The 18,749-nt window shown below is 41.8% G+C and carries 19 protein-coding genes; 18 read left to right on the forward strand and 1 reads right to left on the reverse strand.

Features of this window, described 5'->3' with window-relative positions; translation table 11 throughout:
- Positions 1-2 precede the first annotated feature (2 nt).
- The 11 genes from J4E06_RS14450 (at position 3) to J4E06_RS14500 (ending at position 11,451) form a co-directional block, all read left to right on the forward strand.
- The gene (locus J4E06_RS14450; protein WP_349524682.1) at positions 3-1,280 is read left to right on the forward strand and encodes a ComEC/Rec2 family competence protein; all 1,278 of its coding nucleotides are present in this window, start codon (positions 3-5) and stop codon (positions 1,278-1,280) included.
- The gene (gene pbfA / locus J4E06_RS14455) at positions 1,258-2,628 is read left to right on the forward strand and encodes a (R)-1-hydroxy-2-aminoethylphosphonate ammonia-lyase (RefSeq protein ID WP_349524683.1); all 1,371 of its coding nucleotides are present in this window, start codon (positions 1,258-1,260) and stop codon (positions 2,626-2,628) included. The genes J4E06_RS14450 and pbfA overlap by 23 nt, the downstream gene beginning before the upstream one ends.
- Positions 2,628-4,232: a fibronectin type III domain-containing protein gene (locus tag J4E06_RS14460; RefSeq protein ID WP_349524684.1), complete on the forward strand. Its 1,605-nt coding sequence runs from the start codon at positions 2,628-2,630 to the stop codon at positions 4,230-4,232. The genes pbfA and J4E06_RS14460 overlap by 1 nt, the downstream gene beginning before the upstream one ends.
- Entirely contained in the window at positions 4,222-5,298 is a 1,077-nt protein-coding gene (locus J4E06_RS14465) for an alkaline phosphatase family protein (protein WP_349524686.1), read from the forward strand. Before J4E06_RS14460 ends, J4E06_RS14465 begins: the two co-directional genes overlap by 11 nt.
- A gap of 142 nt (positions 5,299-5,440) precedes the next feature.
- Positions 5,441-6,073, forward strand: coding sequence for a Crp/Fnr family transcriptional regulator (locus J4E06_RS14470; RefSeq protein ID WP_349524687.1), 633 nt, complete (start codon positions 5,441-5,443; stop codon positions 6,071-6,073).
- Between the two features lie 63 nt (positions 6,074-6,136).
- Positions 6,137-7,870, forward strand: coding sequence for a SulP family inorganic anion transporter (locus J4E06_RS14475; RefSeq protein WP_349524688.1), 1,734 nt, complete (start codon positions 6,137-6,139; stop codon positions 7,868-7,870).
- A 57-nt stretch (positions 7,871-7,927) separates the two neighbouring features.
- The gene (locus tag J4E06_RS14480) at positions 7,928-9,334 is read left to right on the forward strand and encodes an MBL fold metallo-hydrolase (RefSeq protein ID WP_349524689.1); all 1,407 of its coding nucleotides are present in this window, start codon (positions 7,928-7,930) and stop codon (positions 9,332-9,334) included.
- Positions 9,335-9,352: 18 nt separating this feature from the next.
- A complete protein-coding gene (locus J4E06_RS14485) occupies positions 9,353-9,730 on the forward strand; it encodes a rhodanese-like domain-containing protein (protein ID WP_349524690.1) in 378 nt (125 codons plus the stop codon).
- A gap of 88 nt (positions 9,731-9,818) precedes the next feature.
- Positions 9,819-10,160, forward strand: coding sequence for a rhodanese-like domain-containing protein (locus J4E06_RS14490; protein WP_349524691.1), 342 nt, complete (start codon positions 9,819-9,821; stop codon positions 10,158-10,160).
- Positions 10,161-10,180: 20 nt separating this feature from the next.
- Positions 10,181-10,450 (forward strand): heavy-metal-associated domain-containing protein, encoded by a 270-nt coding sequence (locus tag J4E06_RS14495; RefSeq protein WP_349524692.1) that lies wholly within the window; start codon positions 10,181-10,183, stop codon positions 10,448-10,450.
- Positions 10,450-11,451 carry a Tll0287-like domain-containing protein gene (locus tag J4E06_RS14500; RefSeq protein WP_349524693.1) on the forward strand — a complete coding sequence of 334 codons (1,002 nt, stop codon included), beginning with the start codon at positions 10,450-10,452 and terminating at the stop codon, positions 11,449-11,451. The genes J4E06_RS14495 and J4E06_RS14500 overlap by 1 nt, the downstream gene beginning before the upstream one ends.
- On the opposite strand, the gene J4E06_RS14505 is transcribed toward J4E06_RS14500, so the two are convergent.
- Positions 11,448-12,338: a sterol desaturase family protein gene (locus J4E06_RS14505; RefSeq protein WP_349524694.1), complete on the reverse strand. Its 891-nt coding sequence runs from the start codon at positions 12,336-12,338 to the stop codon at positions 11,448-11,450. The two genes, J4E06_RS14500 and J4E06_RS14505, sit on opposite strands and share 4 nt — an antisense overlap.
- A 209-nt stretch (positions 12,339-12,547) precedes the next feature.
- On the opposite strand from J4E06_RS14505, the gene J4E06_RS14510 reads away from it, so the two are divergent.
- From J4E06_RS14510 to J4E06_RS14540, 7 genes are all read left to right on the forward strand, one after another.
- A complete protein-coding gene (locus J4E06_RS14510) occupies positions 12,548-12,754 on the forward strand; it encodes a YgaP family membrane protein (RefSeq protein WP_349524695.1) in 207 nt (68 codons plus the stop codon).
- Between the two features lie 170 nt (positions 12,755-12,924).
- The gene (locus J4E06_RS14515) at positions 12,925-14,187 is read left to right on the forward strand and encodes an FAD/NAD(P)-binding oxidoreductase (RefSeq protein WP_349524696.1); all 1,263 of its coding nucleotides are present in this window, start codon (positions 12,925-12,927) and stop codon (positions 14,185-14,187) included.
- Positions 14,188-14,281: 94 nt separating this feature from the next.
- Entirely contained in the window at positions 14,282-14,410 is a 129-nt protein-coding gene (locus J4E06_RS14520) for a hypothetical protein (RefSeq protein WP_349524697.1), read from the forward strand.
- 132 nt (positions 14,411-14,542) lie between these two features.
- On the forward strand, positions 14,543-15,916 hold the full coding sequence (locus J4E06_RS14525) for a cytochrome ubiquinol oxidase subunit I (RefSeq protein ID WP_349524699.1): 1,374 nt from the start codon (positions 14,543-14,545) through the stop codon (positions 15,914-15,916).
- Between the two features lie 5 nt (positions 15,917-15,921).
- The gene (gene cydB, locus J4E06_RS14530; protein ID WP_349524700.1) at positions 15,922-16,959 is read left to right on the forward strand and encodes a cytochrome d ubiquinol oxidase subunit II; all 1,038 of its coding nucleotides are present in this window, start codon (positions 15,922-15,924) and stop codon (positions 16,957-16,959) included.
- Positions 16,960-17,076: 117 nt separating this feature from the next.
- Positions 17,077-18,534 carry an NAD(P)/FAD-dependent oxidoreductase gene (locus J4E06_RS14535; protein WP_349524701.1) on the forward strand — a complete coding sequence of 486 codons (1,458 nt, stop codon included), beginning with the start codon at positions 17,077-17,079 and terminating at the stop codon, positions 18,532-18,534.
- A 6-nt stretch (positions 18,535-18,540) separates the two neighbouring features.
- Positions 18,541-18,675 (forward strand): hypothetical protein, encoded by a 135-nt coding sequence (locus J4E06_RS14540; RefSeq protein ID WP_297786902.1) that lies wholly within the window; start codon positions 18,541-18,543, stop codon positions 18,673-18,675.
- Positions 18,676-18,749: the final 74 nt, after the last annotated feature.

Consider the following 18,749-nt stretch of genomic DNA (forward strand, 5'->3'; position numbering starts at 1 on the left):
ACATGCATTTCAACCTCAAAAAACTGAATTTCTTCCTCCTCATCTTTTTGATGATGATGCAAATCGCTAATGGGCAAAACCGGAAACTACCTGACTGGCAACCTGGTTTTTTGGACATACACCACATCAACACAGGTAGGGGCGATGCCGCTTTTATGGTTTTTCCCGATGGGACAACTATGTTGGTGGATGCCGGCGATATGTCCGAAACACATCCAAGGACAACATCAAGCAGAAATGCAAAATTGGTGCCGGACAGGTCCAAAACGGCACCTGAATGGATTGTAGATTATATAGATCAATTCTTGCCTAAAAACCAAGAACGAAAGTTGCATTATGCCTTGATTACACATTACCACGATGATCATTTTGGAGAGGTTGATTCCTTGCGCAAATTAGCTACAGGGGGCTATCAACTTACGGGAATCATGGAGGTGGGCACTTTGATTCCGATTAAAACATTGATCGACCGTGGTTTTGATTATCCTATTGATCTAACCAACGAGCAAGTACAATCCAAAGAACGATTCACCAAGGATGCCTACGGAATGATTCCCACCTTGAAGGAATATTGGAAATTCATTGCATATCAATCAGAAAAAGTTGATCTTGAAAATGAAGCCCTGCAGGTGGGAAGTAACCATCAGATTACCTTAAAGCATCATCCAAAGGATTATCCTCATTTTTCTGTCCAAAACATAGCCTCCAACGGGAATATTTGGACAGGATATGACAATTCGTTTTACCCACTTTTTAAAAAAGGGGAGTATCCAGGAGAAAACCCTTTGAGCAATGCCATCCGAATAGATTATGGTAAATTCAATTATTATACGGGCGGTGACATCTCTGGAATAGATGGTTTTGGGCAAGCCGATATGAATGCATTGGAGTCTTATGTGGCACCCGTTATCGGCGCTGTGGATGTGGCTACATTGAATCATCACGGGAACCGTGACTCACAGAATCCATTTTATGTGCGGACGATTCGCCCACGGGTTTGGATTCAACAGAACTGGACGGCCGATCATCCAGGGGAGGAAGTCCTCCGAAGGATAACATCTAAAAAACTGTATCCCGGCGACCGGGATATTTTTTCTACCATTATGCTGCAAGGCACAAAAGATGTGATTGGTGGCAGGTTGGATCTATACAAAAGCCAGAACGGGCATATAGTTGTTCGGGTGTACAACAATGGCGACACCTATAAGGTATATGTGTTGGACGACACCACGGAAGAAAGAAAAATAATAAGTGAACATGGGCCATATACAGCGCGATAAGCACAACTTGGAATCTGTTGTGGAAGGCGACATCAACCTAACTTCCGCTCGGAACGAATGGTTGCAAAACGAAGTAAGCGAAGAAACCAGACAACTATTGGAAAAAGATGCCAAGTACTTTATGCATCAATCTATGTCCACTCCTTGTTTGGATGTGCTACAGAATTGTGAAGGCTCGCATATTGAAAGTGTATCAGGAAAAAAGTATCTCGATTTTCATGGGAACAACGTACATCAAATTGGGTTTTCCCATCCAAAAATGGTGTCGCGTTTAACTCAGCAATTACAAAGCCTTACCTTCTCCACCCGAAGATATGCCAATGAGACGGCTATTCGGTTTGCGGAAAAACTAACCTCATATACTCCCAAAGGCCTTGACCGTATTTTGCTTACTCCCAATGGAAGTTCTGCTATTGGAATTGCCCTAAAATTGGCAAGGGCCGTAACAGGAAAACATAAAGTAGTCTCATTCTGGGATTCGTTCCACGGGGCTTCTCTGGATGCCATAAGTGTAGGGGGCGAGTCCGTTTTTCAGGAACATATAGGGCCATTAATGGCAGGTGTGGAGCGTATTCCGCCCCCAATCACCTATCGCGGTATTTTTGAAGGGGACGAAGAAAAAGCTTTGGAATATCTGCAATATGTTTTGGAAAAAGACCATCAGATAGGGGCATTTTTGGCAGAAACCATCCGTAATACCGATGTTCAGATTCCATCAAAAAAATTCTGGAAAGGGGCTAGGGAACTTTGTACCAAGCATAATGTACTTTTAATCTTGGACGAAATCCCGATCGCCTTTGGGCGCACGGGCAAAATGTTTGCCTATGAGCTTTTTGACATTGAACCGGACATTCTCTGCTTGGGAAAAGGACTGGGAGGAGGAATTTTTCCACAGGCAGCTATTGTAACCAGAGAGGAGTACAATAAGTTCGGAGATATTTCACTTGGCCACTATACCCACGAGAAAAGTCCATTGGGTTCTATGGCGGGATTAACCCTGATGGAAGTGTTGGAAGATGAAGAAATTCTTAAAAAAGTAAAGGAGGACCAAGAATTTATGCGGAAGAACCTGTACAAAATGTACCGTAAATATTCCTTGATCGGAGACGTTCGCGGTGTAGGACTTTTATGGGGCATCGAATTAGTATCCGATAGAGCCACTAAGGAAAAAGCAACGGCCGAAGCTGAGGAAATCATGTACGAATGTCTAAGGCAGGGATTGAGTTTCAAAGTTTCCAAAGGAAACGTTCTGCAACTTTCGCCCCCCTTGACCATTACCAGGGAAGAACTGGAAACCGCATTCGAAATACTTAATTGTGCCTTTTTAAAAACCAACACCATAGCTTAATGAAAAAAATCAACTGTTTATGTATTGTTTTTTGTTTGGGAATAATGCAGCTCGCTGCCCAGACCAAAACCGAAATTCTTGTGCAACCTTATTTGCAAGATGCCGAACCCAATTCCATAGTGGTCATGTGGGAAACCTCTAGCGGGGAAGAAAGTATTGTGGAGTGGGGAACCACCGAAAGGCTGCGCAAAAAAACCTCTGGAAGGGCAGAGGATATCAATTTTTCCGATTCCAGGGTCCACACCGTTAAATTGGAAGGACTCAAACGATTCACCGAGTACTATTATCGTGTAAAAACAGGAAAGGTTCGATCGGATATTTTCCAGTTTAAGACACCCCCGTTTTCAAGTGACGAAGAGTCCTTCAATATAGTCGCTATGAGCGACATGCAATATGATAGTCAGCATCCAAACAAATTTTCCGAGATCGTGAATCAAGGGGTGCTAAAATATCTGGAAAAAGAGCATGGGGGCAAATTACCGAACAATTTGGCCATGGTTATGATTCCCGGTGATTTAGTGACTACAGGAAGCAAATACTATCAATGGAAGGAACATTTTTTTGATCCCGGCCAAAAACTTTTTGCAGAGGTTCCCGTGTATCCCGTTTTGGGGAACCATGAGAGAAATTCGGTTTTTTACTTCAAATATTTTAGCCTTCCGGAAAACGGAACACCTGCATACGCCGAACATTGGTGGTACAAGGATTATGGCAACACCCGAATCATAGGATTGAATTCCAACGAGGGTTACCGTGACCTTCGAGAACAATACGAATGGTTGGAGCAAGTGTTGGCCGATACCGAAAAGAACAATAACATTGATTTTGTGTTCGCACAGCTGCACCACCCCCATAAATCGGAACTTTGGATTCCCGGTGAGGAAGCATCAACGGGAAAGGTGGTTAAGATGTTGGAAGCGTTTTCTACTAAGACTGGCAAGCCAAGCATTCATTTTTTTGGACACACCCACGGTTATTCCAGAGGACAGTCCCGTAATCATAAACACTTGTGGGTCAATGTAGCCTCTGCAGGTGGAGCCATTGACAATTGGGGCGAATTTGAAGGCAGGGATTATGACGAGTTTACCGTTACCCAAGACGAATATGGTTTTGTAATGGTCGAGGTGGACGGCAATAGAAATGATCCTAAGTTTATGATTAAGCGAATTAGCCAAGGGAACAACATAAAGGCAAGAAAAAATGAACTGCGGGATAGCATCACTATTTGGAGGCTCAGTAAAAAGCCTGATGCGCCCAAGGTGGTTTCTCCAATCAATGGTCAAATTGTAGAGGATGAGTTTGCCATGTTGAAAGCCGGAGAGTTTTCCAGCTCACATAATGGATCGTTCCATGCGGCATCCCATTGGCAAGTTTCCGAAACCCAGGATTTTGAGAAATTGGCATTGGATAGTTGGAAACAGTCCGAGAATTGGTACTACAAAGAAAATCGTCAAGAGGATGATGATTTAACAGACGAGAAAACCAGACGATTAAATCCAGGTACAACCTACTATTGGAGAGTCAGATATAGAGATCAGAACCTAAATTGGAGCGATTGGTCCGAAACGACTACATTTAAAACACCACAGGGAAATGAAAAATAGAATTTTATTTTTGATGGCTGCTTTTGCAGCATTATTCAATATCAATGCGCAAAATGAATCAGATACTAAGGTGATTTTGATCACTTTGGACGGTTTCCGTTGGCAAGAATTGTTCACAGGGGCCGACTCACTTTTGATAGGCAACAAAGACTATGTCCATGATGCTGGAATGCTAAAAAAAGCCTTTTGGAGGGACACCTCAAAGGAAAGAAGAGTCGCTTTGATGCCATTTTTCTGGAATCAGGTGGAAAAAATGGGTCAAATCCATGGTAACAGAAACTTGGGGAGCAAGGTTGACCTAACCAATTCCATGTGGTTTTCGTACCCAGGGTATAACGAGATATTGACGGGAACGGCAGATGATAACCGCATAAAAAGCAACGAAAAAATCCCAAATCCCAATAGTACCGTGTTGGAACGATACAATAATACGGATCAAGGAAGAGGCAAGGTAGCCGCTTTTGGCAGTTGGGATGTTTTTCCGTTCATTATCAACGAGGAGCGCTCTGGAGTTCCTGTAAATGCCGGCTTTGAATCGGCCACGGAGAACTTGAGCGATCGGGAAATATTCTTGAATCAACTTCAACAACAGATTCCCAGTCCATGGGGCTCGGTCCGTTTAGATGCCTTTACCCATCATTATGCCTTGGAGCATATGAAAAAAGAACACCCAAAACTTGTTTACATCTCTTATGGGGAAACTGATGATTTTGCCCATGATGGCGATTACCAAGCTTACCTTAAATCTGCAAATAATACGGACGGCCTGATTAAAGAAATCTGGGAATTTACCCAGCAAGATGAGTTCTATAAGGACCAAACCGTGTTTTTAATTACTACCGATCATGGAAGGGGAACACAGCCTTTGGATACCTGGAGAAGTCACGGAAGTGATATAAAGGGAGCAGGGGCAGTTTGGGCGATAGTATTTGGAAAAGATATTAAACCCAATGGTGAAATAGAGAGGGAAGAGCAGTTGTACTCCAATCAGCTTGCACCAACTATTTTAAAGATGTTGGGCATGCCCATATCAAAAGAAATCGAGGGGGAACCCATTAAATTATAAGTTTAAGTAAGTTTGATTCAGTTTATTAGTTTGCATTACAGCAGTAGACCCGTACCATTGGCGCGGGTCTTGCTTTTTAAGCTATTGGACATACGCTTGTTTTTCCCAAAATAGTTACCTTAGAGCAGTGTATCTCGACAATATGGAAGAAGAACTTTTAGGAACATTCAGCAATTATTTTGAACAACCCCTTATCGATGAAATTCTCAATGAAGGAAAACTAGTGGAACTACCTGCGGGCGAAACCATAATGGATATCGGCCAGTACATACGAAGCATTCCCTTGTTGTTGTCGGGTGCAATAAAAGTACTTCGGGAAGATGAGGAAGGCGACGAATTGCTCCTCTACTATTTGGAGCAAGGTGAAACTTGTTCGGTAACGATGGCTTGCTGTATGGGTCAGACCAAAAGTGAAATTCGAGCGATAACGGAGACCGATACCAAAATGGTGATGGTTCCTGTTGGTAAAATGGAAGAATGGATGGGGAAGTACAAAGGATGGCGCAATTATGTTTTTGAAAGTTACCAAAATCGGCTAAACGAGCTGTTGCTGACCGTGGACAGTATCGCCTTTAAAAATTTAGATCAACGTTTGATGGATTATCTGAAAAAGAAAGTGGAAGTGACCAAGGATAACCGCATCAATAGTACGCATCAAGAAATTGCTTATGATCTGCACACCTCAAGAGTGGTCGTTTCCAGACTATTAAAAAAACTGGAGAAAATGAAGAAGTTGGAGCTCCACAGAAATCACATTCTTGTATTAGATCTTTAAATATGTGCCCTTTGTTACAGTTTATAGTATTAGGGACTCCTATTTTTGCATAAAATCAATCGAATGATCAAAAGGATTTTTCCTTTTTTAACTTGGATAGGCTCCTACAATCGCTCTTTGCTCTATGGCGATTTAGTTGCTGGTATTACTGTAGGGATTATGTTGATCCCACAGGGAATGGCCTATGCCATGATTGCGGGCATGCCTCCTATATACGGACTCTACGCGGCATTGGTGCCACAATTGGTCTATGCCTTAACGGGAACATCAAGGCAATTGGCCGTCGGACCCGTTGCCATGGATTCACTTTTGGTAGCTGCCGGAATAGGCGCCATGCAATTGGCAAATACCGAAGATTATATTGCCGCAGTTCTCTTCTTGACCCTACTTATTGGATTGTTTCAATTGTTGCTGGGCATTTTAAAAATGGGTCTTTTCGTAAACTTTTTATCCAAACCGGTGATCAGTGGGTTTACTTCCGCAGCGGCCATTTTAATTGGTCTGGGTCAATTAAAGCACATACTTGGTGTGGATTTGCCTCAATCGGGTAAAATCTATATTCTGCTGGGCAGCATTTTTGACAATATTGGGGAAGTACAACTATTGACCCTGGGGATGGGCATTTTGGTAATGCTATTGATCATTGGCTTAAAAAAAATCAACAAAAAGCTACCGATACCTCTATTGGTCGTGGTGCTAGGTATTTTATCCGTAGTTTTATTAGGATTGGAATCCAAGGGAATAAAAGTGGTTGGTGAAATTCCAAAAGGATTACCTAGTTTTCAATTGCCTAGTTTTCAATGGAACAAAATAGGGCAGTTTGTGCCTATTGCCCTTACCGTTGCACTTTTTGGTTTTATGGAATCCATTTCCATTGCCAAAACGGTAGAAGAAAGACACCCGGAATATGACCTGGACCCTAATCAAGAACTAAGAGCTCTGGGGATATCCAATATTTTAGGGTCATTTTTTCAGTCATTTTCCGTTTCGGGCAGTTTTTCAAGAACCGCGATCAATGATCACTCGGGAGCACGGACAGGAATGGCGTTGGTTTTTAGTGCCTTGTTGGTGGCGGGAGTATTGTTGTTTTTAACCCCACTTTTTTATAACCTTCCCACCGTAGTATTAGGTGCTATTATAATTGTTTCGGTTTTTGGGTTGATTGATTTGAAGTATCCGCTCCAATTGTGGAAAAACAGAAAAGATGAGTTTGTGCTGCTGTTGGCCACCTTTGTAATGACGATGTCCATCGGACTCATAGAAGGCATTCTTTTGGGTGTTTTGTTTTCCTTGTTACTATTGGTCTACAGAATATCAAACCCACATATTGCGGTTTTGGGAAAAATCAAAGGAACCAACTATTTTAAAAATATAGACCGTTTTTCAGAAGATGTGGAAGTAGATGAGGATAAATTGATTTTAAGATTTGATGCCCAGCTATATTTCGGGAACAAGGATTATTTTAAAAAGCAACTCTATCAACAGATCAAAAAGAAAGGACCCAAGCTCAAATTCATCATCCTCAATGCAGAACCCATCAATTATATTGATAGTAGCGCAGCTGTAATGCTGGAGCGAATCATTACGGAACAACGGGAAAAGGGTATCCAGTTTTTAATAGCTGGAGCAATAGGACCTACAAGAGATATATTGTACACAAGCGGAATTATTGATGTGTTGGGAGAGGAAAATCTTTTTGCACAAACCTTCGATGCGGTGGAGTGCTGCCGTAATCCAGAGACATTGAGCACCATACAGAAAAAAGTGTCCCAACAGTATAAAACCAAACGTTTGTAACTTTGGTCACAGAAAATTAGGGATCACAAGACTATTTTTGATAAAAACCATTATCACATGAAGATTGAACAAATTTACACAGGATGTTTGGCCCAAGGGGCATATTATATAGAGAGTGAAGGAGAAGCGGCCATTGTGGATCCTTTAAGGGAAGTAAAACCATATATTAAAAAAGCCGCGGAGGATGGGGCCAAGATCAAGTATATATTTGAAACCCATTTCCATGCCGATTTTGTTAGCGGACACGTAACCCTTTCCAAAGAAACTGGAGCTGATATTGTATATGGCCCAACGGCAAATCCATCTTTCGATGCTGTAATAGCAGAAGACGGACAGGAGTTTAAATTAGGGGAAATCACCATTAAAGTGCTACATACACCGGGACATACCATGGAGAGCTCCACTTTTCTGTTGATAGATGAAAACGGAAAAGACCACGCAATTTTTAGTGGCGATACACTGTTCCTTGGAGATGTAGGCCGTCCGGATCTAGCTCAAAAAGCGGCGCACATGACCCAGGAAGAATTGGCCGGAACCCTGTTCGATAGTCTTCGTAATAAGATAATGCCCTTGGCCGATGATGTAATCGTATATCCGGCGCATGGAGCAGGTTCGGCCTGTGGAAAAAACATGATGAAGGAAACCGTGGACACGCTGGGCAATCAGAAGAAGATGAATTATGCCCTAAGAGCCGATATGACCCGTGATGAATTCATTAAAGAAGTTACCGATGGTCTATTGCCTCCACCTCAATATTTCCCTTTGAACGTAAAAATGAACAAAGAAGGTTATGAGGATATCGATACTGTTTTGAAAAGAGGTACACAAGCACTAAGTCCTGATGCATTTGAGGTTGCAGCCAATGAAACTGGCGCCATAGTACTGGACGTGCGTCATCAAGATGATTTTGCAAAAGGGCACGTACCACGATCAATTTTTATTGGTTTGGACGGCAGTTTTGCCCCTTGGGTAGGCGCTTTGATCGCCGATGTGGAACAACCCATATTGTTGATAACCCCGGAAGGTAGGGAAGAAGAAACCGTTACGCGCTTGTCCCGAGTAGGTTTCGATAATACCTTGGGTTATCTTAAAGGAGGAGTTGAAGCCTGGAAAGAAGCCGGAAAGGAAATCGATACCGTTGATAGCGTAAACGCTGAAGAGTTTAAGCAAGCGGTAGAAAAAAACGTACCTGTATTTGATGTGCGAAAAGAAAGCGAATTCAAGGCCGAACATGTTGTGGATGCGAACTTGACGCCCTTGGACTACATTAACGATCACTTGGCGGAGTTTCCAGACAACGAAACGTTTTACATTCATTGCGCAGGTGGTTACAGGAGTATGATCGCTTCATCCATTTTAAAGAGTAGAGGAATACACAACTTGGTAGATGTAGCAGGTGGATTTGCCCAGATCAAGCAAGTTGGAACACCGGTTACCGATTATGTTTGCCCCTCTACCTTATAATGGACAATAGGTAGATTCATGAAGCAAATAATTAGATTTATTTTGTCCCTGGTTGTATTGGGGACGCTTTCCTGTCATTCCCAAAACGAAAGGGTTATAGAACGGATAGATAAGGCCACAATGCAAACCGATGTTGTTGGCAAGGACGTGCAGTTGATCGATGTAAGAACACCCAGGGAATTCAATGATGGACATATTGATGATGCTAGGAATTTTGATCTAAGCCAACAAAAAGTGTTTTTGGAACAGATAAATACACTGGTAAAGAATCGACCGGTTTATCTGTATTGTACCGTTGGGGCACGCAGTGGATACGCCGCAAAGATTCTAAAGGAGAAAGGCTTCACCAAAGTTTATGATTACTCTGGAGGGTATTATGACTGGGTAGGAAATTGAGTAATTCAGATCATTTTTCCTTATGTAACTATCGTTACTGACGATTATAACTACTTGCGGTATTTTGGAGCCTCAAAACAGAAATGGTATGTCAATATTTAGTTTCTTGTTCAAAGAACAAAACCTGCCGGATGCGATAGCTATTTTGGATAGGAAAGATTATAAAAGTGCAATTTCCAAAGGCAAGGCCCAACTGGTAGATGTCAGAACAAAAAGAGAGTTTATGTCGGGACACATAAAAGGGGCCAAGAACATAGATTTTTTTCAAGGGTCGAGTTTTGAGAGTGAATTTTCAAAATTGAAGAAAGATCAGCCGGTCTATCTGTATTGCCAATCAGGTAACAGGAGTCAAAAAGCAGCTAGAAAACTGGTAAAGATGGGATTCAACAAGGTATACGACCTCCGAGGAGGATACCGGAACTGGGCCTAGTAATTTGAAGATAATACAGCGTGAAAACAACGTTTCAAGTACAAAACCTTAAGTGTGGAGGCTGTGTAAAAACAATTTCCAGCAAACTTTCGGAAATAAAAGAAATCAACGATGTGATTGTGGAGAAGGATAGCTCATCGGTTAGCTTTGATCATCAGAGCGCCGATGATGCTTCCTTGGTTAAAGAGGCCCTCAAACAAATGGGATATCCCACAATCGACGATGAAAATGGTTTTGTGGATAAGGCAAAATCCTTTGTGAGTTGTGCCAGCGGTAAAATATCCAGATAATGAGGAATATTTCGGTTTTCATAATACTTTTAAGTGGAATAGTGTCCTGCAAACAGGGTCCTAAAACTTCCGATGTGGACTCAGGATCAGTTGCACAAATGGAGGCATTTTCTCCGGAGGAAGCCAAAAAATTGATGGAAGCCAAATGTTATCTGTGCCATAATCCTACTGCACCAGAAAAAGGAAAGCGAATAGGACCACCTATGGTGGCCATTAAGGCACATTATTTAGATGTCCATAAGGATAAAGAAGCCTTTGTGAACGGCATCATGGAGTTCGTTAGCGCACCTTCCGAAGAAAACACCTTAATGCAAGGCGCTGTTCGTCGATTTGGTGTAATGCCCGCCCAACAATTCCCCGAAGCGGAGATCCAAAAAATTGCCGAGTTCATGTACGACTATCAAATTGAGGAGCCAGATTGGTTTAAAGAGCACTGGTTGGATAGAAATGAAGACTCCTTGTACAACAAAGGGAAAAAGTTGGCTGCTGAAACGGCAGAACTTACTCCAAAGGAATTGGGAATGCAGTATGCGTTGGGCACCAAAAAAGTATTGGGCCAAAACCTTATGGGTACCATTCAGAACAAAGGTGTAGAGGAGGCCGTTGTGTTTTGCAACGAAAGGGCCTACCCACTCACGGATAGTATGCCCACTAACTTTAACGCACGAATCAAAAGAGTTTCGGACAAGCCCAGAAACCCAAATAACAGGGCCAACTCTTTGGAATTGGAGCATATCGAAACGTTTAAGAACCTCGTGGCCTCAGGAGCATCAGTTGAGCCAATTTTAACCGAGGAAAACGGTAAAGTTTATTTTTATTATCCCATCGTTACCAATACCATGTGCTTAAATTGCCATGGAACCCCTAACAAGGATATAACTCCAAAAGTATATCAGAGTTTATCGGAGCTTTATCCGCAGGATATGGCCATTGGGTATGGTCCCGATGAGGTCCGTGGAATATGGAGTATCGTTTTTGATGCCTCCAAAAACACCAATTAAATTCCTTTCTTTGCTTTTTTGGGCTTTTTAAAGCCATATACCAATTGTCCCCAAAATCCTTTGGGCAGAGTTTCGTCACCAGGAAATCCCAGTTCTATTTTTCCGCTACTTTCGGGAATATAATTGGTCTTGAAGATATAGTCCCAAATACTTAGGCTAATGCCAAAATTTACACCGTACGAACCTTCAGGAATAGTGTAGGCATGGTGGTACAGGTGCATTACTGGATTATTCAGGATATATTTTAAAGGGCCGTAGGTCAGTTTTATGTTGGAGTGGTTAAAATGGCCGATGGCTATTGCTGCAAAATGAACAATATAAGCCTGTTCCGGTTCAAACCCTCCTAAGATCATTACCCCCAATGTTTTTAAAGGTTTGTACAGAATGTTCTCCATCCAATGGAACCTAAGATGTGCGGCAAACCCCATTTCTTTTACACTGTGGTGCACTTTGTGGAACTGCCAAAGCACGGGGTATTTGTGCAAAAGCACATGGGTGAACCATTGAACAAAATCCAATATCACAAAAAATACAAGTAGTTGCACCCATTGGGGCCAATGCGCAATATCAATGATGGTCAAAGATGTAGTGCTAATTCCTAGATCTTTAAAAATCACCCCAAGAAGTTTATAGACTCCACTGATCATTATGGCAAATATGAAAAAGTTGAAAAACATGTAGAGTGCATCTAACCAAAAATCTTTTCTAAAAATGGATTGTTCCTTGCGCCATGGGAAAAGGATTTCCAAGCTCCAGACCACTAGAGAGATCAAGATAAGTCCCCAAAAATAATTGTTGTACCAAGGAACTTCAAAAAGGATGGACTTCCATGTCCAGCGAACCGTTCCCAAAAAACCATTGATCAAAGCATCAAAATATTCCAACATAGGTGCATTTAGTCGTTTGCAAAGAGCAAAGACTGATTTAAATTTAAAAATACTTCAAAAAAAATAGTTGCTGTGTAACCCATGTTACCCGAAAACATTCAAAGAAGCCATAATTTTGATATAATGCTCTGAATATCAAAAACTGAGGTGCAGCTATATACTGAATCATTTTTGGTAACTTGTAAGGAAAGAATTTTAAACTAACGATTATGAAAAAAAACATGGGCGGGGCAGACCGCACAATTCGAATTATCCTTGCAGTCGCAGTTGGAGCATTATATTATTTTAATGTGATTACAGGAACATTGGCATATGTGCTGCTAGCTTTTGCAGCCATATTTGTTTTAACAAGTTTTGTTAGTTTTTGTCCTTTGTATACTCTTTTTGGAATAAATACTTGTAAGGTCAAAAATTAGGTTTTTTGGTTGGTTGATATAAGAAAGCCGCTCGATTTCGAGCGGCTTTCTTGTTTTAAAAATGATAAATTTCAGATATTAAGCCTTAAAATTATCAATTATGTAACTTTTGTTACAAAAAATCATGACATTCCTCAATATTTTACCAATGAGTAAAAATCTTAATAAAAATGAAATCACATTATCAAATTGTAATAATTGGAGGAGGTACTGCCGGCATAATGACTGCTGGGCAGTTGTTGAGGAGGAACAAAAAATTGGACATTGCCATAATTGAACCCTCCGAGACACATTACTATCAACCAGCATGGACCCTTGTTGGGGCAGGAGCTTACGACTTTAACAAAACAGCCAAATCTATGGCCAATGTTATGCCTAAAGGTGTAGATTGGATAAAGGACAGGTGCACTGGTTTCAAACCGGAGAAGAATGCGGTATCCACCGAAAGCAATGGCGACATCACCTACGATTATTTGGTTGTGGCAACAGGCTTGGTCATGGAACCTGGTATGATCAAGGGATTGCCCGAAGCTTTGGAAAAAGGAGTGGCCTGTAGTAATTATATCGACCCCGAATATACTTGGAAGACCATTCGCAATTTCAAAAAGGGGAACGCATTGTTCACCCAACCCACAACTCCGATAAAATGTGGGGGAGCTCCTCAAAAAATCGCCTACCTGGCAGCAGATTATTTTGGAAAACAAGGTTTAAAGGACAATACTAATGTGATTTTTGCCACACCAGGGTCGGTAATTTTCGGGGTAAAGGAAATTAGGGAGACCTTAAACAAAGTAATAGACAGATATGGCATTTATTTTAAGCCATTTTATGCGCCAAAAGAAATTGATGTTGTAAACAGGATCGTGCATTTTAATCATACTGCTCCCGAGGAGAACCGATGTATTATAAATGAGGATAATGATCTTGGAGAGCAGATGATCGGCGATATCGATATACAAGTGCCTTTTGATATGCTTCATATCGCACCACCACAGGCAGCTCCAAAATTTGTTCGTGATTCGGTTTTGGCAAACCAATCCGGTTGGTTGGATGTAAACCAAAATTCCATGCAGCACAATACATATTCCAATGTATTTGGACTGGGCGATGTCGCTGGTCTGCCAACGGCAAAAACAGGGGCCGCAGTACGCAAGCAGGTACCAATAGTAGTGGATAATATAGTAAGTTTGCTCGGTGGGAAAATTACAGAGAACCATTCCTACAATGGCTACTCATCATGTCCTTTGGTTACGGGATATGGCAAAATGACCTTGGCAGAGTTTGATTACAACAACAACTTTATTCCAGACCCTAAACTAAAAAGAATGTTGGTCTTTAACAGTGCAAAAGAGCACTGGAGGCTATGGATGCTTAAAAAATATGGACTCCCCTATTTATATTGGAACAAAATGATGAAAGGTGAGAATGTTTAATTCGAAACTTGTTGGAATGAACATTTATGAGTAATATCATGTTTTGAACAAGTTGGAGCAATTAAATTTGGTTCAAAATTAAAACCAATACATTGTGAAAGCACTTAATAATATTCCTCTGGTAGTTTGGGAAAACGGCATCTGGATGATAGGACTTTTTGTCCTGGTGGTCATTATTTTGATTGTTGCAGTTTTGGCCATGATGAACAGTGGCAAAAAATAAACACCAACCACATATTTGGAAATGGATTTAGCATAATATGGTTTATTTTTATGTTAAATCCATTTTGTTTGTAACCTGGGTCACCTAAAAACATAACTGCCTGGTGTATTTTCGGTCAATAAAATAATGCCCATGGAAACCGAAATTCTCGCCCGGATTCAATTTGCCTTCACCGTTGCTTTTCATTACATCTATCCGCCCTTAAGTATCGGGATTGGATTACTGCTTGTAATTTTCGAAAGTTCCTACATCAGGACAAAAAAGGAAATATATCATAAACTAGCACGTTTCTGGACCAAAATATTTGCCTTGACCTTTGGTATCGGTGTGGTCACGGGCATTGTAATGGAATTTGAATTTGGTACCAATTGGGCCGTATATTCAAGGTTTGTAGGTGATGTATTTGGTAGTGCTTTGGCTGCAGAAGGAATCTTTGCCTTTGCACTTGAAAGCGGATTTTTGGGCATATTGCTCTTCGGATGGAATCGGGTTAAGCCTTGGGTACACTTGGTTTCAACCATTGGAGTATTCTTGGGGTCCATGTTTTCCGCCATTTGGATCGTAGTTGCCAATAGTTGGCAACAGACCCCCGCAGGATTTCATATTGTTGGCGAAGGCTTTGATGCCCGAGCTGAAATAACCGATTTTTGGGCTATGGTGTTCAATCCGTCCAGTGTAGATCGATTGACACATGTTTGGCTCGGAGCATTTTTAGCTGGCGCATTCTTGGTAATGAGTGTTCACGCCTATTATTTGATCAAGGGGAAATATATTGAAATTTCCAAAAAAGCATTTAAGATAGCCTTGGTGGTTGCCACTGTATTTTCTTTAGGGCAGTTGTTCACAGGTCACCAGTCTGCAGATGGGGTGGCCGAAAACCAACCCGCTAAGTTAGCCGCACTGGAGGGTCATTTTGAATCTTCGGCACCTGCCGACATGTATATTTTGGGATGGGTGGATAAAGAAAAGCAAGAAGTAACCGGAATAAAAGTGCCAGGAGGCCTGTCCTTTTTATTGGAGTATGATTTTGATGCTCCGGTAACCGGTCTCAATGCATTTCCCGAAAATGAGCGTCCCTCCCAAGTGAATGCCGTTTTTCAGTTCTATCATATTATGGTGGCCATTGGTATGGTGTTGATATTCTTGACCCTTTATGCCAGCTTTTTGTGGTGGAGGGGTAAATTGTTCAAAAAAAAGTGGCTCTTATGGATTTTTGTGTTCGCGGTTTTTCTACCACAGATTGCCAATCAAGTGGGATGGTTTGCTGCCGAAATGGGAAGACAGCCTTGGGTGGTATATGGTCTTTTAAGAACCGACCAAGCTTTTTCACAAGCCGTATCCGATAATCAAATTTTATTCTCGCTGATCTTGTTCTTCTTCGTATACAGCCTCTTGTTCGTGTTGTTTATTTATTTATTGCACAAAAAGATTAAACACGGCCCATATGAAGAATCGGAAAACGACGAAACACCATTTGGTGGTACACTAACTCATATGATGAAATAAGGATTATGGAAACTTTTTTAGGATTGGATTATCCCACTTGGTGGTTTTTGGTAGTAGGAGGGCTCTTTTCGGGCTATGCCATACTGGATGGTTTTGATTTTGGAGCTGGAGCTTGGCATCTCTTTCTAAAGAAAGAGAACAGTCGTAGAATCGCCTTAAATGCCGTTGGTCCGGTTTGGGATGGTAACGAGGTATGGTTGGTAATCGGCGGGGGTGCATTGTTTGCAGGATTCCCTGTAATGTACGCCACCTTGTTTTCGTCCTTGTACATTCCTTTTATGCTGTTTTTGTTGTTTATAATTTTTAGGGCAATATCCATAGAGTTCAGGGGCAAGGAGCCTATGCTCTGGTGGCGAAAGCTCTGGGACACTAGCTATAGTGTTTCCAGTATAATGTTGGCCTTTTTGTTGGGCGTTGTGCTGGGCAATGTGCTGCAGGGAATTGCCATAGGAGAAAACTATCAATATCAAGGGGGGGTGCTGTTCGAGTTTTTGAATCCATATGCATTAATGACAGGTTTTACCACCTTATCTCTCTTTATGGCGCATGGGGCTATTTTTCTCCTCTTAAAAACCGAAGGGAGGTTATTTGCCAAACTCACCCGCTTATTGAAAAGGGGAATGATTTTTTTTATGGTCAGTTTTGCCGTAACCACACTCTACACCTTGATTTACATACCTCATTTGTCGGACGATTTTAAGAGTAATCCATCACTTTTTATAATACCTTTGCTCACTTTTCTAAGCATTGCCAACGTGCCCAGATTGGCCGAAAAACGGAAGTATAAAGCGGCATTTTTGTTTTCCTCGTTGACCATAGCCTTTTTGTTGGTATTGGTTGCCGTTGAACTTTATCCGGTACTGCTGCGTTCTTCCATAGATCCACAATACAATATTGATATTTACAATGCGGCATCATCCACAAAATCATTGCAGATCATGATGATTATTGTTGCGATAGGTACACCATTGGTGCTTTTCTATACCATCTTTGTTTATAAAACCTTTTGGGGAAAAGTAAAATTGGACGAGACCAGTTATTGAAAGAACCTATGGGCCCTGATAATATCCAGGACATTTTATAGGTGCCCTTTTGTGTGTGTGACCTAGGTCACTTTATATCTCCTTGGCTACCATTACTTTTGGGTAAATCGTAGAAAAATGTCCAAAATAGTCATCTTGGGAGCTGGTATAGCAGGTCATGTGGCAGCATCCCATCTTAGAAGAAAGCTCGCCAAAGAGCATGAGGTTGTGGTGGTTTCCCCAAATAGTAACTACCAATGGATCCCCTCCAATATTTGGGTGGGAATAGGGCGAATGAAACCAAAGGATATCCTGTTCCCTTTAGCGCCCTTGTACAAAAAAAAGCATATTGATTATAAACAGGCCAAGGCGGTCAGTTTTCATCCCGAAGGCGATCAGGAAGAGCCAAAACCTTATGTGTTGGCAGAATATGTTGCAGGTGATGAAAAGGGAATCTCCGAGAAGGTGACCTACGATTACCTGATCAATGCCACTGGTCCAAAACTCAACTTCGAGGCCACCGAAGGACTCTCTCCAGGCAAAAATAAAGCACATTCCGTTTGCACCTATACCCATGCTCAAGAGGCTTGGATTGCACTGGAGACCCTCATAAAACAAATGAAGCAGGGAAAAAAGACCAAAATATTGATTGGAACTGGTCACGCGAAGTCAACCTGTCAGGGTGCCGCTTTCGAATACATCCTGAACGTGGAGCAAGAACTGCGTCGTTACAAGGTTAGGGATATGGCCGAAATCACTTGGATTTCCAACGAATACCATCTCGGGGATTTTGGCATGGACGGTATGCTGCTGAGTTATGGCAGCAATATTATGAAGTCCAGTGAAATGGTAGAAATGGTCTTTGAGGATAGGGGAATCAAATGGATTTTGGGAGCCGGTGTCCATAAAGTGGAAGACGGGGTGGCCCATTATGAAAATCTTGAAGGGGAGCAAAAACAGGAATCTTTTGATTTTGCCATGCTGATCCCTTCCTTTTCAGGTCATGGGTTTAAGGCTTACAACAAAACGGGGGACGATATCACGGACAAACTCTTTAGGGGATTCATGATCGTGGATGCCGATTACACACCCAAACCCTATGAAGAATGGAGTGTACAGGATTGGCCCGAAACCTATCAAAACCCTTCCTATCCCAATATTTTCGCGCCCGGAATTGCCTTTGCACCGCCGCACAGTATTTCCAAACCCAGAAAGAGCAAAAACGGCACCGATATTTCACCTGCCCCTCCAAGAACGGGAATGCCATCGGGTATCACCGCAAAATTGGTGGCCGACAACATCATCGAAATGATCAAACATTCAGATAATGAGTTGCACCATAAAGGATCCATGGGGAATATGGGAGCTGCATGCATAGCATCGGCAGGATTCGGGATGACTAAGGGCAGTGGTATTAGCATTACCACCTATCCCATTGTTCCCGATTTTAAGAAATATCCAGACACACACGGCAGAAAATTGGGCAAAACTTTTGGCACTATTGGCCTTGCCGGACATTGGTTGAAGTTGGCCCTTCACCACGCATTCCTTTACAAAGCAAAAATGAAACCCTTTTGGTGGTTAATTCCAGAATAGACAATTATGACACGAAGAATATCCAAATACAAGCGATTTATGATGATGAACCCCATTGTTCAATTTTTTAAGTTCATCTATTTGAGCATTAAAGTTTTGATTGTGGTGGCTGGAGGGCATGGGGGAACGCGGAACGCATAAACCCCGTCCTCCTTATTGAACTTGCCTCAATATGACCCATTTCTTTGGTTACAGGGGTATGTTGAGGTTCATTT

This window comes from Allomuricauda sp. NFXS6, from assembly GCF_040148835.1.
Lineage (GTDB): Bacteria > Bacteroidota > Bacteroidia > Flavobacteriales > Flavobacteriaceae > Flagellimonas.

What these genes read in the sequence shown, in the direction of transcription:
- J4E06_RS14490 (WP_349524691.1), top strand. Translation starts at nt 9,819, where the DNA reads ATGTCAATATTTAGTTTCTTGTTCAAAGAACAAAACCTGCCGGATGCG.
- pbfA (WP_349524683.1), top strand. Translation starts at nt 1,258, where the DNA reads ATGGGCCATATACAGCGCGATAAGCACAACTTGGAATCTGTTGTGGAA.
- J4E06_RS14460 (WP_349524684.1), top strand. Translation starts at nt 2,628, where the DNA reads ATGAAAAAAATCAACTGTTTATGTATTGTTTTTTGTTTGGGAATAATG.
- J4E06_RS14465 (WP_349524686.1), top strand. Translation starts at nt 4,222, where the DNA reads ATGAAAAATAGAATTTTATTTTTGATGGCTGCTTTTGCAGCATTATTC.
- J4E06_RS14525 (WP_349524699.1), top strand. Translation starts at nt 14,543, where the DNA reads ATGGAAACCGAAATTCTCGCCCGGATTCAATTTGCCTTCACCGTTGCT.
- J4E06_RS14515 (WP_349524696.1), top strand. Translation starts at nt 12,925, where the DNA reads ATGAAATCACATTATCAAATTGTAATAATTGGAGGAGGTACTGCCGGC.
- J4E06_RS14475 (WP_349524688.1), top strand. Translation starts at nt 6,137, where the DNA reads ATGATCAAAAGGATTTTTCCTTTTTTAACTTGGATAGGCTCCTACAAT.
- J4E06_RS14505 (WP_349524694.1), bottom strand. Translation starts at nt 12,338, where the DNA reads ATGTTGGAATATTTTGATGCTTTGATCAATGGTTTTTTGGGAACGGTT.
- J4E06_RS14535 (WP_349524701.1), top strand. Translation starts at nt 17,077, where the DNA reads ATGTCCAAAATAGTCATCTTGGGAGCTGGTATAGCAGGTCATGTGGCA.
- J4E06_RS14450 (WP_349524682.1), top strand. Translation starts at nt 3, where the DNA reads ATGCATTTCAACCTCAAAAAACTGAATTTCTTCCTCCTCATCTTTTTG.
- cydB (WP_349524700.1), top strand. Translation starts at nt 15,922, where the DNA reads ATGGAAACTTTTTTAGGATTGGATTATCCCACTTGGTGGTTTTTGGTA.
- J4E06_RS14485 (WP_349524690.1), top strand. Translation starts at nt 9,353, where the DNA reads ATGAAGCAAATAATTAGATTTATTTTGTCCCTGGTTGTATTGGGGACG.
- J4E06_RS14500 (WP_349524693.1), top strand. Translation starts at nt 10,450, where the DNA reads ATGAGGAATATTTCGGTTTTCATAATACTTTTAAGTGGAATAGTGTCC.
- J4E06_RS14510 (WP_349524695.1), top strand. Translation starts at nt 12,548, where the DNA reads ATGAAAAAAAACATGGGCGGGGCAGACCGCACAATTCGAATTATCCTT.
- J4E06_RS14480 (WP_349524689.1), top strand. Translation starts at nt 7,928, where the DNA reads ATGAAGATTGAACAAATTTACACAGGATGTTTGGCCCAAGGGGCATAT.
- J4E06_RS14470 (WP_349524687.1), top strand. Translation starts at nt 5,441, where the DNA reads ATGGAAGAAGAACTTTTAGGAACATTCAGCAATTATTTTGAACAACCC.
- J4E06_RS14540 (WP_297786902.1), top strand. Translation starts at nt 18,541, where the DNA reads ATGACACGAAGAATATCCAAATACAAGCGATTTATGATGATGAACCCC.